This is a genomic window from Flavobacterium sp. NG2, assembly GCF_034119845.1.
In the GTDB taxonomy this organism is placed as follows: domain Bacteria; phylum Bacteroidota; class Bacteroidia; order Flavobacteriales; family Flavobacteriaceae; genus Flavobacterium.
Window position 1 is genome coordinate 1349819 of sequence record NZ_CP139420.1, and the last position, 16712, is coordinate 1366530.

The 16712-nt window shown below is 34.2% G+C and carries 9 protein-coding genes; 8 read left to right on the forward strand and 1 reads right to left on the reverse strand.

Features of this window, described 5'->3' with window-relative positions:
* Window positions 1-34: 34 nt before the first annotated feature.
* Together gldJ and SLW70_RS05805 are read left to right on the forward strand one after the other, a co-directional pair.
* A complete protein-coding gene (gene gldJ, locus SLW70_RS05800; RefSeq protein WP_320891106.1) occupies window positions 35-1699 on the forward strand; it encodes a gliding motility lipoprotein GldJ in 1665 nt (554 codons plus the stop codon).
* Window positions 1700-1769: 70 nt separating this feature from the next.
* On the forward strand, window positions 1770-3059 hold the full coding sequence (locus tag SLW70_RS05805; RefSeq protein ID WP_320891107.1) for a UDP-N-acetylmuramoyl-tripeptide--D-alanyl-D-alanine ligase: 1290 nt from the start codon (window positions 1770-1772) through the stop codon (window positions 3057-3059).
* A 64-nt stretch (window positions 3060-3123) separates the two neighbouring features.
* On the opposite strand, the gene SLW70_RS05810 is transcribed toward SLW70_RS05805, so the two are convergent.
* A complete protein-coding gene (locus SLW70_RS05810) occupies window positions 3124-5985 on the reverse strand; it encodes a triple tyrosine motif-containing protein (protein ID WP_320891108.1) in 2862 nt (953 codons plus the stop codon).
* 333 nt (window positions 5986-6318) lie between these two features.
* Between SLW70_RS05810 and SLW70_RS05815 the strand changes: the two genes are divergently transcribed.
* The 6 genes from SLW70_RS05815 to SLW70_RS05840 all read left to right on the forward strand — a co-directional run bounded on the left by SLW70_RS05815 (window position 6319) and on the right by SLW70_RS05840 (window position 16697).
* Window positions 6319-9426 carry a TonB-dependent receptor gene (locus tag SLW70_RS05815; RefSeq protein ID WP_320891109.1) on the forward strand — a complete coding sequence of 1036 codons (3108 nt, stop codon included), beginning with the start codon at window positions 6319-6321 and terminating at the stop codon, window positions 9424-9426.
* Window positions 9427-9439: 13 nt separating this feature from the next.
* Window positions 9440-10957, forward strand: coding sequence for a RagB/SusD family nutrient uptake outer membrane protein (locus SLW70_RS05820; protein WP_320891110.1), 1518 nt, complete (start codon window positions 9440-9442; stop codon window positions 10955-10957).
* An 18-nt stretch (window positions 10958-10975) separates the two neighbouring features.
* The gene (locus SLW70_RS05825) at window positions 10976-11839 is read left to right on the forward strand and encodes a hypothetical protein (RefSeq protein WP_320891112.1); all 864 of its coding nucleotides are present in this window, start codon (window positions 10976-10978) and stop codon (window positions 11837-11839) included.
* A 157-nt stretch (window positions 11840-11996) separates the two neighbouring features.
* A complete protein-coding gene (locus tag SLW70_RS05830) occupies window positions 11997-13460 on the forward strand; it encodes a glycoside hydrolase family 30 protein (protein ID WP_320891113.1) in 1464 nt (487 codons plus the stop codon).
* A gap of 11 nt (window positions 13461-13471) precedes the next feature.
* A complete protein-coding gene (locus tag SLW70_RS05835; protein ID WP_320891114.1) occupies window positions 13472-14923 on the forward strand; it encodes a glycoside hydrolase family 30 protein in 1452 nt (483 codons plus the stop codon).
* A 31-nt stretch (window positions 14924-14954) separates the two neighbouring features.
* Window positions 14955-16697: a cellulase family glycosylhydrolase gene (locus SLW70_RS05840; protein ID WP_320891115.1), complete on the forward strand. Its 1743-nt coding sequence runs from the start codon at window positions 14955-14957 to the stop codon at window positions 16695-16697.
* Window positions 16698-16712: the final 15 nt, after the last annotated feature.

The window sequence follows — 16712 nt, forward strand, 5'->3', positions numbered from 1 at the left end:
ATTGCAGCACATTAAAATATTACCTTAATAAAGTATGAAAGTAAACAAGAATGTAATCGTGCGATTTGTTTTGTCTATGGCGCTGATTGTTGTAGGCTTTTCTAGTTGTAGTAAAAAGTCAAGTTCTAGTAGTGCTTCTCGAGCGACTGGATGGGATGTTAGTGGGAAAAAAGTGGCTAGTAGCAAAAAACAAACTGCTGGTCCTGGTTTAGTGTTTGTTGAAGGAGGAACTTTTACAATGGGTAAAGTTCAGGATGATGTTATGCATGATTGGAATAATACTCCAACACAACAGCACGTTCAGTCTTTTTACATGGATGAAACTGAAGTTACAAATTTCATGTATTTAGAATATTTGGATTGGGTTAAAAAAGTGTTTCCACCAACTGAAGAAGGCTATAAGCATATCTATCTTGGAGCATCACCTGATACCTTAGTTTGGAGAAATCGTTTAGGTTATAATGAAACGATGACTAATAATTATTTAAGGCATCCAGCTTATGCTAGTTATCCGGTGGTTGGAGTTAATTGGATTCAAGCGGTAGAGTTTAGTAAATGGAGAACTAATCGTGTAAATGAAGCGATTTTAGAAAAAAGTGGTTATCTGAAGAAAAATGCAAAAACAGATGAAGTTGATGCAGAAAGTATATTTGATACAGAAACCTATATAATAAGTCCGACTTCAGCTTATGGAGCTAAGAATGATGGGGTAGTGTTAAAGAGACCACAAGGAAGACAGGTCAAAAAAGGAGAAGAGCAAAAGAATGTATATGCAACTCGTTCTTCAGGAATTGTTTTGCCTGAATATAGGTTGCCAACTGAAGCTGAGTGGGAATATGCCGCAGCTGCAGATGTAGGTCAAAGAGAATACAATACATATAAAGGTCAGAAAAAATATCCTTGGTCTGGAAGTTACACTCGCTCAGGAAAAAGACAATCAAAAGGTGATCAGTTAGCCAATTTTAAACAAGGTAATGGTGACTACGGTGGTATAGCTGGATGGTCTGATGATGGTGCGGATATTACTAATGAGGTAAAAAAGTATCCAGCAAACGATTTTGGTTTATATGATATGGCTGGTAACGTTGCAGAATGGGTTGCGGATGTTTATCGTCCTATTATTGATAACGAAGCTAATGATTTTAACTATTTTAGAGGTAATATGTATACCAAAAATAAAATAGGTAAAGATGGAAAAGTTGAAATCGTAACTAAGGAGAGTATTAAGTACGATACTTTGAGTAACGGAAAAATTATGTCAAGAAGTTTTCCAGGTCAAATTGCACAGGTTCCGGTTGATGAACAAGAAACTTACTTGAGACAAAATTTTGACAGAAGTAATAATATTAATTATAGAGATGGAGATAAACAATCTTCAATATATTATAATTTTGGATCTTCTGAAGCTAATACTGACAAGTCAAAAACAGACATGTATAATTCTCCTAAGCATAATGTAACAGTAGATAGTTTAGGGTCAATGGTTAGGAAGTATGATAGGTCTAGTAAAAGAACAACTTTAATAAATGATGAAGTAAGAGTTTATAAGGGAGGTTCATGGAGAGATAGAGCCTATTGGTTAGATCCTGCACAAAGAAGGTATTTCCCTCAAGATATGGCTACTGATTATATCGGATTTAGATGTGCGATGTCTAAAGTAGGACCTAAGTCTGAAAAAAGAAAGTCTGCTAGAAATTAAAATAAGTTAGACAATAGTATTAATAAAAAGCCCTTTGATTAGGGCTTTTATTTTTTTAAATATGTTTTAAATGGATATTAATTACATTCATGGTTTGTTTTTGGAATCTAGTGGGGTTTCAATTGATACGCGTAAAATTGCAGTGAATTCAATGTTTGTTGCTATTAAGGGTGAGCGTTTTGATGCTAATACTTTTGCGAAAGAAGCTTTAGAAAAAGGTGCGTCATCTGTAATAATAGATAATGAGTCCTATTATATTGATGAGAGAACAATCCTAGTTGAAGATAGTTTGGTTGCTTTACAGCAGTTGGCTAGTTTTCATCGAGATTTTTTGAAATTACCTATTATAGCCCTTACAGGAAGTAATGGTAAAACAACAACTAAAGAATTAATTCAAGTAGTACTTTCGAAAAAGTATAATACAAAAGCAACAATTGGCAATCTAAATAATCATATTGGTGTACCATTGACTTTGCTAAGTTTTAACTCTGAAACTGAAATTGGTATTGTCGAAATGGGAGCAAATCACAAGAAAGAGATTGAATTTCTTTGTGAGATAGCAAAGCCTAATTATGGATATATCACAAATTTTGGGAAAGCACATTTGGAAGGATTTGGTGGTGTTGAAGGAGTAATTCAGGGGAAGAGTGAAATGTATCAATATTTATTGAAGAGTAAAGCTCTTGCATTTGTAAATTTAGAAGACACTATTCAGGTTGAAAAAACAAGGCATTTAAATTCATACACTTTTGGAGTAGGGAAGAAGAATGCAGATGTTAATATTGATTCGGTTGCAGCCAATCCGTTTGTAGAAGTAGTTTTTTCAGATATAAAAATCACCTCTCATTTAATTGGCTTGTATAATGCAAACAACTTAAATGCAGCACTAACTATAGGAAAGTATTTTAAGGTGGATGATTTGGCAATAAAAGAGGCTTTAGAAGGGTATGTTCCTGAGAATAATCGTTCGCAATTATTAACTAAGGGTTCGAATGAAATTATTTTGGATGCTTATAATGCAAATCCTAGTAGTATGTTGGTTGCTATTCAAAATTTTGTTCAGCTAGGAAAATCAAATAAGGTGATGATTCTGGGGGATATGTTTGAATTAGGTGTCGATAGTCTAAAAGAACACAAGGCTATTGTCGAATCCGATTTGATTGACGGAGAAATTGGATGTTATTTTATAGGTGAAGCTTTTTATGAAAGTAGAAATAGCAAACCTAATTTTAAATTTTACAAGACTTTTTCAGACTTTAAAGAGTATCTTCAAAATACTTCGATAACAAATAGTATAATTTTAATTAAGGGTTCTAGAGGTATGGCATTAGAACGCACATTGGAATTTTTAGGAGAATAGATATTTCTTTTAGTTATAAAATGGGTCTTTTGTTTTTAAATAAAGGACCCATTTTTTTTAGAGGTTAAATACTCATTAAAAATCCGGTTAGATTTTCCTTCTTGTTGAGTTCTAATTTTTTTCTTAATCTATAACGCGCCAATTCTACACCACCAGTCGAAATATTCATCACATCGGCAATTTCTTTGGTTGACATATTCATGAGTAGATAGGTAGCAAGATCTAATTCACGAGGTGAAATTGTTGGATATTTTTCTTTTAGTCGCTTTAAGAAATCAAAGTGTACATTTTTAATATGTTTTTCCAAATCTTTCCAACTTTTATCTGAATTAACCTCTTTGACAATACTTTTATTTAATCTGCTAAATTGAGTTTTGGTTGATTCATCAAAGGAATTTATGTTAAAATCTTTTAGCTTACTGATGATGCCATTCAAGATTTTGTTCTTTTTAACTGACTGTAATGAATTCATTACGAGCTCCTTGTCTTTCGCAAGAAGTTTCATCTGAAGTTTCTCGTTTTCCAATTTTTCAATTTCCTTGACAAGCTTGTAGCGCTCCTGTAAAATTTTGGTTTCTTTCTCCAAATATAATCTTCGCTGTTCTATTTTTTCAAAATATTTGTTTTTCCTTATTTTCATTTTTATTCGCTTACGAATAAGAATTACTGCAGCTACGGCAAGACCCAAATAGAGTATATAAGCCAAAAAATGTCGGTACCAAGGTGGGGAAACTGCAAATTCAACAGTAGTTTCATCCGATTGAATACCATAACTGTTCCTTACTTTCAATTTCATCAAATAATTACCTTCTCTCAAATTAGTATATTCCTTAATTGAATTTGTTGACCAAGCACTCCATTTTTTATCAAAACCTACTAATTTATATGAGAATTCAATGTTTTGAAGGTTTTCAAAAGCAGGTGAGGAAAAGGTAAATTTAACTTGGTTTGAACTATATGGAAACTTCAAGTCTTCCATTTTTGGGTTAATATTACTTAGATATAACGTATCTGAAGGAACGGTAAGCGTACGTATAAAAGCTTTGGGTTTTGCAATAAAATTATTTGAAGCCTTAGAATTGTAATGTGCTAAACCATCGGTTAAACCTATTAAAATATTCTCTGGGTCAATAGTATTTACGGATAAAAAATCCGGAACTAGATTGCCTGTAAGATTTGAAAAGGGAACGAGTTCATTTTTATAAATTCCTTTTTCTTTCTTCATCAATGCCCCTAATGACTGTTTAAAAATGTACCATATGTTACCTAGTCTGTCTTCATGAAAATAATCTATAGGGGAAATATTTTTGAATAATTTAGTCAAGCCCTTGTCTTCGTAGAATAATTCTTGTTCATACGAATATTTGAAAAATTGATTGTTTTTTTGAAAACAGATAGCTCCATTTAATCGTTGAAAACTTTGAATGCCTCTTGTGGAAGGCGATAGGTTTTGGTGTTTTTTGACTAATTTAATTTTAAAATCAGCTGTTAACATAAGTTGATAAACAATATCATCTTTTTTTAACCAAATACTATTCTCATCAATTTCAAAAGTTTCAACTGATTTGTTGAATCCCTTTATTCTGTTTTTAAACACCCAACCATTTGATTTTTTTTCGAATACAGAGAAGCCATTATAAGACGAGCCTATTAAATAATTAGGATTATTTGCCGATTTTCTAAATGTCCAATAACCGACATCATCACCTATTTTAGTCGATTTTCCCCCCGAAACAACCAAGGCACCTCTGTTATGAGCACATATTAATTGGTTGTCTATTACTTGAATATTCCATGCCTGTCCCGTGGTTCCTTCTACAAGAACAAAACCGTCTTCCTTAAACTGTTCGTTCCAAGAATGATAAAAAAGCCCCTGGTTAGTTGCTACATACAAATATCCATTATGAAGCACCGAAGCATAAACAGTACTGATTCCGAAACTATAGTCCATGAAAGTAAAGGGTGAACTTTCATTTACAAAGGATATTCCGTTGTCGAGACCCAGCCATAAATTATTCCTATTGTCAACAAATGAAGTAAGTACTGTATTGTTTTGAAGCCCTTTTTCGCGATTGATATGTTGAATTATCTTTCCGTTATTATCACAAATGACAACACCATTTAAAATAGAATTGATCACAATCTGATTCTTGTTTATTCTAACACCTCCAAGACAGCTGTTCTTTTTGATGAATGCATTGACATCTGTATTCCAAGGTTCTATCTTGGAATCTTTATATGTAAAAAGCCCTCTATCAAGTGTAGCTATTAATAATTCATTATTTGGCTGTTCGAATATTCCCCATATCTCAGTATTGTTTAATGCTGTAGTGCCTTTTAAAGGAAATAAGATACCTTGTTTATATTCCATTAGCCCTTGAACGACATCTTGAACATAAATTTTGTTTTTTAGCTGAAAGGAAAACTGAAATTTATTGGGTGCTTTTAGAGTGCGTAACTTATTATTTTTATAGATGTAGATTGCATTAAATGTCTGGAAAATCACCTCATCCTTGTAAAAATGTATTTTCCATATCATATCAAGTACTTCGTTTTTTTTGCTTTTTATCAAATTTGAAATAGACTGGTATATTAATTTTCCATTCGAATTTGATTCAAAATATCCAAATTCATTATATCCCCCTACAAATATTTTTCCTGAAGGAGCTATTTTTAAACTTCTCACAACAGGTATTACTGGTAATTGATATTTGGTCCACCTGACTCCGTCAAACTGTAATAGCCCACTATTGTTGGCAAAATATAAATTGCCGTTTTTGTCTTGGTTGATATTCCAATTTTGTGCTGCCCCCTTAAATTCAGACCTTTTATAGTTTGTTATTTCAGGCAAGCCAATATTTTTAATTTGACTAAAAAGGCAAGTTGTTTTTACTAGAAGTAAAATGATAAATACAGATAAACGCATAATTAAATTATAATTCAATGACTGAGTTGTTGTTTGGAAAATTAAAAAAATCGGGTTTTGTTACTATATCATTACTCATTATGAACAAAATCGAGATTTTATAAGTATTAGATAAATGTAGTGTTTTTTGTTGACTATTAACAAATTAATAACAATGCTTGTAAATATATAATATATTGTTAAACAGTGTTTTGTAATTTAATTGATGTGTTTTTGTATGGTTTAAAAATTGCTTTTGATGTGTTTTTGTAATATTTAAAAATTACTTATTCCGTAAAAAAGCATGTAGTATTGCAAGGAATTACTAAATAATTAACCAAAATTCTTATGAATATGAAATTTACAAAACAGCACTTCTTTTGCTATTTATTTATTCTATTCTCAGTTTACTTGCATGCGCAGGACGTAATTGTAAGCGGGAAAGTTTATGACGAAAACGGATTTCCTATACCAGGTGTAACGGTATTAGTGAAAGGAACCTCTACCAGTTCAATAACTGATTTTGATGGAGTGTATAAGATTAAAGCTTTAGCAAAAGCAACTTTAGAATTTACTTATTTGGGTTACAACAAAGCCCAAGAGGTAGTCAATGGAAGAACTAAGATTGACATCAAACTTAAACCATCAACCGAAAGTTTACAGGAAATTGTGGTTGTAGGTTATGGAACTCAAAAGAAAAGTGTCGTAACTGGAGCTATTTCTAGTATAAAAGCTACTGATTTAGAAGATCTACCAATTACTAGAGTAGAGCAATCCTTACAAGGAAGGGTTTCAGGTTTGACAATTGCTGCTAATTCGGGGCAACCAGGTTCGTCTTCAACCATTAGGGTTCGAGGTGTTACTACTTTTGGAAGCAATGAACCATTATGGGTTGTTGACGGAGTAGTTGTTGATGCTGGAGGAATTGGGTTCCTTAATCAATCGGATATTGCTTCGATAGAAGTATTAAAAGATGCTGCTTCGCAAGCTATTTATGGTGCAAGAGCTGCGGCTGGTGTTATACTTGTAACAACCAAAAAAGGAAAATCAGGAAAAATCAATGTGAGTTACAGTGGCTATACTGGAGTATCTGCTCCAGCTAGGAAATTAAACTTGTTAAATGGAAGTGAGTATGCTACTTTGATGAATGAGGCTTCGGTTGCAGGTGGTGGAGCTATAAAATTCCCAAACCCAAGTTCTTATGGTGAAGGAACGGATTGGCAGTCCGCTATTTTTAACAATAGTGCCAAACGAGTTGGACATGAATTAAGTTTAAGTGGTGGAAATGATGTGTCAACATTCTATTTGTCTTTTGGGATTTTAGACCAAGAAGGTATTGTCACTACTGATATTTCAAATTATATCAGAAAAAACATTCGATTGAACTCTACTCACAAAATCAGTAAAAAAATTACTTTGGGACAAACTTTAGGGTATTCTAGAGAAAAAAATGTTGGATTAGGGAATACCAATAGTGAGTTTGGAGGTCCATTGAGTTCTGCAATTAATCTTGATCCATTAACTCCTATTGTAGTGACAGATCCTGTTGTTGCTAATCAATCACCGTATACTAATAATGGTGCTATTAGAGATGCTAATGGTAATCCTTACGGAATTTCGTCTCTTGTTGGTCAAGAAATGTCAAATCCACTGGCGTATGTTCAAACTAGATTAGGTAACTACGGATGGTCTGATAATTTTGTTGGAAATGCATATTTAGAATATGAGCCAATAAGTGGCTTGAAATTCAGGTCTACTCTTGGAGGGAAATTAGCGTATTGGGGTGGTGAAAGTTTTACACCTGTATCCTACTTAAACGCTACAAATATTACAGCCCAAAATAATATTTCAAGAAACACAAATACTGGTTTTGGTTGGAATATAGAAAATATCGCTTCGTATTCAAAACGTATTAAAGATCATAATTTTAGTGTCTTAGTAGGTCAAGGTGCTTATGTTGATAATATTACAAGCGGTAGTGGTGTAACTTATTTTGATATTCCAGTTACTAGTCATGAAGATGCTTCGTTTAATTTTAGTGTTCCAACAGATCAAATTAGCGCTTATGCCTATACTGGTTCAGAGCACATAGTGACATCATTGTTTTCAAGATTAAATTATGATTATAACGAAAAATACTTGTTTACAGGTATTATTCGTAGAGATGGGTCTTCACGATTTGGATCAAATAATAAGTACGGGACATTTCCATCATTCTCATTAGGATGGGTGCCTTCAAAAGAAGCATTTTGGAAAGATAATGACGTAATCAATCAATTGAAATTTAGAGGAGGTTATGGAGTTACAGGTAGTGATGCTATTGGAGATTTTAGATATTTAGCTACTGTAGGTGGAGGAAGAAATTACACCATTGGTACTTCTGGATCTGTAACTATTGGAAACAGCCCTAATGCTCCTTCAAATCCTGACTTGAAATGGGAAGAGACTAGTCAAGCTAATATTGGTTTTGATGCTACACTTTTTCATGATTTTAATCTAGCAGTAGATTTATATGATAAAAAAACTAGCGGAATTTTGCAAGATGTTACCATCCCTGGTTATGTTGGTTCAACTGGAAATCCTGTTGGGAACGTTGCCGACATGCAAAACAGAGGAATTGATTTAGAATTGGGTTACCGAAAAAAAATCGGACAAGTAAATCTGTCGGTTAATACCAATGTATCTTATTTAGAAAACAAAGTGACTAACTTAGGAAATGGTATTGATTTCTTATCTGGTGGACAAACCATTCAATCGAGTACTTATCCTATTACAAGAGTTCAAGTAGGACAGCCTTATAATGCTTTTTATGGTTTTAAAACAGAAGGTATTTTTCAAAATCAAACACAAATTAACGAATACAAAAATACATCTGGTGGGTTGATTCAACCAAATGCAGTTCCTGGAGATTTCCGTTGGAAAGATGTTAATGGAGATGGTCAAATCACATCTGATGATAGAGAATTTTTAGGAAGTCCAATACCTAAATATACTTTTGGTTTCACAATCAATTTAGATTATAAAAATTTCGATTTGCTAGTTTTTGCTCAAGGGGCTAGTGGAAATAAAATTTTTCAAGGATTGCGCAGACTAGATATTGGAAATGCTAATTATCAAACTACTGCTTTAGGACGTTGGACAGGTGAAGGAACTTCAAATACTTTTCCAAGATTAACAACTAATGACACGAATAAAAACTTTAATAACCCGTCAGATTTTTATTTAGAAGATGGTGATTATTTAAGATTTAAAACGATTCAATTAGGATACTCTTTGCCAACAGATGCAATTGGCAAAGTAGGTTTGAATAAAACTAGAATTTATTTAACAGCGGAGAACTTATTCACTTTTACAAAATATTCTGGATATGATCCTGAAATTGGAGGAAGTGTAATGGGAATTGATAGAGGATTTTATCCGCAAGCTAGAACATTTATGTTGGGTGTTAATTTACAATTTTAAAAAAGATAATATTATGAAACTTAAAAATATAAAATTTTCACTTATTGCTTCTGTTGTGCTTTTTACAGCAACTTCATGCAGTGAGGAATTTTTGAATGTGGAGCCAAAAGGGACTGCATTAGAGGACAATTATTATACAAACGAATCGGAAGCTTATTCTGGACTTATTGCCGTTTATGATGTTATAGGAAAACAATCTAGGGGATTTGAAAATATGCTTACCATGTTAAATGCAGGTTCTGATGACTTTTTTGCTGGTGGTGGTGGTGCTACTGACGGAACAGGAATTCAATCTTTTTCTGATTATACTATTAGTCCATCTACTATTCCTGCAAGTTATTGGAATGATTTTTACCAAGGTATTTTTAGAGCCAATATTTTGCTTAAAAAATTGCCAAATGTACCAATGGATGAGGCCACTAAAGTAAGATTTACGGCTGAAGCTAAAGTATTGCGAGCCTACTATTACTTTGAGTTGGTTCGAACTTTTAAAAATGTACCCTTAATTACAGAGCCAATTGCAACGACTGAAATATACAATGTTGTACAAGCAACTCCTGCTGCAGTATATGCTCAAATAGAGAAAGATTTGAATGAAGCATTGCCTAATTTACCTAACACCATCACTAATGTAGCTACTGAAGGGGGACGTTTTTCTAAAGGTTCTGCTCAAGCTTTATTAGGTAAAGTGTATTTGTATGAAGGGAAAAAGACTGAAGCTGCTGCTGCCTTAGCTGCTGTAAATGGAACACCAGGTGGTACCAGTCAATATGGATATAAATTGTTGAGCAAATTTTCGGATTTATGGACTATTAGCAACAAGTTTAATACTGAATCTATTATCGAAATTACTCATACTGACAAAAGTAATGCTGATTGGGGCTTTTGGGGATCAGGAGCCGATGAAGGAAATACTGTAAATGTAATGGTAGGACCTAGAAGTTATTCTAGAACATCAGGCTCTACTGCACCAGACTATGCTTCAGGTTGGAGTTTTAACCCTGTAACTCAAAATTTATACGATGCTTTAAAATCAGATCCTCGTTTTGATGCGACTATTATGGATATGAAAGCATTAAAAGATGCTGGACAAGCAGATTATTCTCCTGGGTATAAAGATACAGGTTACTTCTTGAAAAAATTTATGCCATTAAACTCTGATGTTTCAACAGGTGGTGGAGCCTCTGCTTTAAATTATAAGCAAAATATATACGCTATGCGTTTGGCTGATACTTATTTGATGGAAGCCGAAGCGCTTGGTGCAACAGGAACAAGAGCACAGGCTTTGTTAGATGCTGTTAGAGCTAGAGTTGGTTTGTCATCTGTACCTGTTTCTATGGATGCTATCCTAGCAGAAAGAAGATTAGAGTTGGCAGGAGAAGGTCATAGATGGTTTGATTTAGTGAGAACAGGAAAAGCAGCTACAGCATTAGCAAGTAGAGGTTTTACAGCTGGGAAAAATGAAATTTGGCCTATTCCTTTAAAAGAATTGGAAAACACTAAAATTGTTCAAAATCCTAATTACAACTAATCGTAAAAATTAAAGAAGATGAAATTAAAAATAGTTTTAAATAAAGGAATTTACCTAATGTTTGCTTTGGCAACATTAGGTATACTTAATAGTTGTCAACCTGATGAAGTAGGTAATGGCAACGGGTTAACAGATGCTAATGTGGATGCCTCATTCACTATAACTCCTGTTGCGGGAGCAGTAAATAAATATACTCTAAGTGCTCAGACTAATAATGTACTGGCTTCAAAATGGGATGTTGGCGAGGGTGAATATGCAGGTAAAATGATTGAAACCGTTTCCTTCCCTGACGCTGGTACTTATACAATCGTTCATACTGCAATTGGTAAAGGTGGAGCAACAAAAACAGCTACTAAGCAGATTGTAGTGGCAACTTCAGATCCTGTGGCTGGGAATATAATTCAAGGAGGAAAATTTGAAAGCGCCACAGACCATGCTAAATGGACAATTTTGAACATAAGTGCTTCAGGAGCGGCTTGGACGTTTAATAATGGTAGTGCTACCATAAAAGGCGGAGGTTGGAGTCAACAAGGGATTTACCAAGCTGTTCAAGTTCAGGCCAATAAAGATTACAAAATTGATATGAAAGTATCTGGTAGTGGCGCATCAAACACTTGGTTTGAAGTATTTGTTTCCAAAACGGCTCCTGTTCAAAATTCGGATTATAGTGCCGATGGTAAAAGAATGGGACTAAGTACTTGGGACGGATGTGGTAATGCTCCATTTTCAGGAAAATTATCCGTAGTGGGTTGTACTGGATCTGGAAACACCGTTCGTTTTACAGAAGCAGGAACTGTTTATTTAGTCATTAAATGCGGAGGTGAAAACATAGGTACTACAGGAATTTCAATTACTAATGTTGAAATGAGAGGTAGTAATTAAGATTAGTTAGTTTGTGGTTAGTTGGTTAAATAGCCTATACTCTTTTTAGATATAGGCTATTTTCAAAATTCAACGACTCATTAACATTTAACCATACACTAAATATCTCGTTTACAAAATTTTACAAACGAATAATTAGGTGTTAAATTTAAAATAAATGAAAAATAATAGCTTAAAAATCATGGTATTGCTTTTTTCCTTTAGTGCTTTTGCTCAACAGCAATTGTCTAAAAAGGAACAGCAAGCTTATGTTATTAATGGAAAAAAAATAACTGTTTATACCACTGCAGATAGCACAAACTTAAGATTAGCTCATACTGACAATCTGGTTTTTACACCGGCAAAACAGCCACTTGAAACAGAGGTTTGTGTTTTTGTTGAGCCGTCAAAAACATTCCAAACTTTTTTAGGAATTGGTGGTGCCATAACTGATGCTAGTGCAGAAGTTTTTGCCAAACTAAACAAAGCCAAACAACAAGAATTATTAAATGCCTATTATGACAAAGAAAAAGGAATTGGATATTCTTTATTAAGAACAACCATCCACAGTTCAGATTTCAGTAGTCATAGTCACACCTATATAAAAGAAGGTGATAAAGAATTGAAAACCTTCTCTATAGAGCATGACAAGCAATATCGCATTCCGATGATTAAGGAAGCTATAAAAACTGCTGGCGGAAAATTACTTACTTATGCTTCGCCATGGAGTCCACCTGCTTTTATGAAAAGCAATAACGATATGCTAAAAGGGGGTACATTGTTACCGGAATATTACCAAACTTGGGCTAACTACTACACTAAATTTATCAAGGCTTATGAAAAAGAAGGCGTACCAATTTGGGGGCTTACCATTCAAAATGAGCCAATGGCTCTTCAAATCTGGGAGTCTTGCATTTATAGTGCTGAGGCTGAAAGAGATTTTCTTAAAAATCATTTAGGGCCAACCATGAAAAAAGAAGGTTTGGCAGATAAAAAAATTATTGTTTGGGATCATAACCGCGACTTGATGACTCACAGAGCCAATACTATTTTTTCTGATCCTGAAGCTTCAAAGTACGCTTGGGGAATTGGGTACCATTGGTATGAAAAATGGTCAGGTGGAACACAAATGTTTGACAATGTGAGAGCAGTGTATGAAGCTTTTCCATCAAAAAATATTTTATTCACCGAAGGATGTATCGAAAAATTTGATGCAAAAAAATACCAATACTGGCCTAATGCAGAGCGATACGGTACTGATATGATTAATGATTTCAATAACGGAACGGTAGGTTGGACAGACTGGAATATTTTATTAGACCAAAACGGAGGTCCAAATCATGTAGGTAATTTATGTTTCGCACCTATTCATGCTGATACTAACACGGGAGAATTAATCTATACTCCTTCTTATTACTATTTAGGTCATTTCTCTAAATTCATTCGTCCTAATGCCAAAAGAGTAAACTCGGCAGTTAGTAGAAGTAGTTTGTTAAGTACGTCTTTCCTTAATACTGATGGTAAAATGGTTACTGTAGTAATGAATCAATCTGATAAAAAAATCACTTATAGTTTATTTGTTGGTTCTGAGAAAACGGTGCTAGAGATTCCAGCACATGCCATTCAAACTTTAATTTACTAAAAACTATCCAAATGAATCAAAATCTAAGTCTGTTGTTTAGAAAAACCTTATTTCTAGGAGTTATCCTTTTGCAAATAAACTGCTCATCTGCTAGTGATACTATCGTAGAGACTATCCCTCCTGTAACAATAACGAATGATGTTGATTTTTGGTTAACTAAAGGAGATCAAAGCGTAAAACTGAGCAAACAATCAGGAGTTTTGGGTTTTGGCAATAGTGTGAATGGTTATGCCACTATCGAAGTAAATGAATCACAAAAATACCAAACCGTTGATGGATTTGGATACACACTAACAGGCGGAAGCGCTGAAGTGATTAACCAACTAACGGCTATTAAGAAAAAAGAGCTTCTTCAAGAATTATTTGGTAACAATGACAATTCAATTGGGGTGAGTTATCTCCGACTTAGTATTGGTGCTTCAGACTTGAACTCCTCTCCATTTACGTATAATGATTTACCTAATGGAGAAACGGATTTGAGTTTATCAAAATTTAGTTTAGATCCTGACAGAATTGGGGTTATTGCACTGTTAAAAGAAATTCTATTGATTAATCCAACTATTAAAATAATAGCGACCCCTTGGTCTGCCCCTGTTTGGATGAAAGATAATGCTAGTTTTATTGGAGGTCATTTGCAAACAAAATATTACGAGGTATATGCCCAATACTTTGTAAAATACATTCAACAAATGAAAGCCGAGGGTATAACCATAGATGCTGTTACACCTCAAAACGAACCTTTGCACGGCGGTAATAATCCGAGCATGGAGATGTCTGCGTTAGAACAGACCAATTTTATAAAAAACAATTTAGGGCCTGCTTTTAGGGCAGCAAATATTAATACAAAAATTATTGCTTACGATCACAATTGTGATACGATTCAATATGCTACTGCAGTGCTGAGTGATACAAGCGCATCCACTTTTGTAGATGGAACGGCTTTTCACTTATACGCTGGTGACATTAGTGCCTTAACTGCGCTTCACGATGCGTTTCCTGCTAAGAATGTATATTTCACGGAACAATTCACCGCTTCCAATGGCGATTTTAAAGGGGATTTAAAATGGCATTTAAAAAATGTGATTATTGGTTCTATGCGTAATTGGAGCAAAAATGCATTGGAATGGAATTTAGCCAATTCGCGCACTTTTGGTCCACATACGCCTGGCGGCTGTACCACATGCAAAGGAGCTTTGACAATACATTCTAGCGAAAACTTTGAACGCAATGTGGCTTATTACATTATTGCTCATGCCTCAAAATTTGTTCCTGCTGGTTCTATCAGAATAGGTAGCAATGTAAGTGGAAACTTAAACAATGTAGCTTTTCTCACGCCTACAGGAAAAAAAGTGCTACTAGTAGAAAATGACGGGACTACCACTGAGGTATTTAATATTAAGTCTAATGGAAAATGGATTACCACTTCCTTAGATGGGGGTTCAGTAGGCACTTACACTTGGTGATGACATGGCAACCACAATAAATTAAAAAAAAATGAAGAAATTAACTTTATTCATATCCATATTCCTTTCAATTAGCTCTTTTGGTCAAGGTTTCTTGCACCGAAAGGGGCAAAATATCGTAGATGGAAATGAGCAAAATATAATTCTGAGAGGCCTAGGTTTAGGAGGCTGGATGGTTCAAGAAGGCTATATGCTGAAGACCGATAAATTTGCCGGACCACAATATGCTATCAAACAAAAAATTGCCGATTTAATTGGTGAAAAAGCTACTGATGATTTCTATAAAGCGTACAAAGAAAATGGGATTACAAAAAGAGATTTCGATTCGCTAGCAGCTTGGGGATTTAACTCTGTTCGATTGCCTATGCATTATAATCTCTATACTTTACCAATCGAACAGGAAAAAGTAGCAGGAGTAAACACCTGGCTTGAAGAGGGGTTTACCATGACAGATAATCTATTGAAATGGTGTGAAGCTAATAAACTCTATTTGATTTTAGACCTTCATGCTGCTCCCGGAGGTCAAGGAAAAGATGCTAATATATCGGATTACGACACCACTAAACCTTCTTTATGGGAAAGCAAAGCCAATCAAAATAAAATGATTGCTTTTTGGAAAAAAGTAGCCCTTCGTTATAAAGATAATCCATGGATTGGGGGGTATGACATTATCAATGAACCCAATTGGAACTTTACAGGAACCAATGATAATGGATGCGATGAAACGTCAAATGCACCTTTAAGAGCGCTTCAACTTAATATTACAAAGGCAATAAGAGAAGTCGACACGAATCATATAATTTTTATTGAGGGTAATTGCTGGGGAAATAATTACAATGGAATCTTTCCGCTTTGGGATGATAATATGGCATTAAGTTTTCATAAATATTGGAATTACAACAATCAAAAAGCTATTCAAAAAATGCTGGATTACCGAGCGCAATATAACGTTCCAATCTGGTTGGGAGAAAGTGGCGAAAATTCGAATGTATGGTTCAAAGAGGCTATTTCATTAGTAGAATCAAATAATATTGGATGGGCTTTTTGGCCAATGAAGAAAATAGAAAATACAGCGGGAATTACATCAGTGACTAAAACCCCTGATTATGAAGTCCTATTGCAATACTGGAAAAATGGTGGTGAGAAACCGAGTCCAGATTTTGCTAAAAATGCCTTGATGCAAATGGCGGATAATTACAAAATGGAAAACCTAACCATCAAGCGTGATGTTATTGACGCGATGTTCAGGCAAGTCCAAACAAATGAAACCAAAGCTTATAAAAAACATATTTTACCAGCTAAAGTATTTGCTACGGACTATGATTTGGGTACCAATGGCTTTGCTTATTTCGATAAAGATGTAGCCAATTACAAAGTAGATACTGGAATTTTTGAAGCTTGGAATAAAGGAGATACCATGCGAAATGATGGCGTTGATATTTTGCCTTCTACCGATGAAGTTTCAAATGGCTTTCAAGTTTCTTTTATCGAAAACGGTGAGTGGCTGCAATACACAGTAGAATCAAAAACAGCTGATACTTATGATGTTGCCATTCGCTATTCAAATGCAAAAAAAGATGGGAAATTATTTTTTGAAATAAATAACAAAAGGAAATCAAGTATAATATTACCCGCCACAGCGAGCGATTCTATATGGAAGACAGTAATAATCCAAGATGCACAACTAAATAAAGGAGTAAATAAAATCAAAGTTGTTTTTGAAAAAGGAGGTTTCAATCTAAACTACTTTGATTTTATAAAAGACAAAAAATAATATTACAGGTTTTAA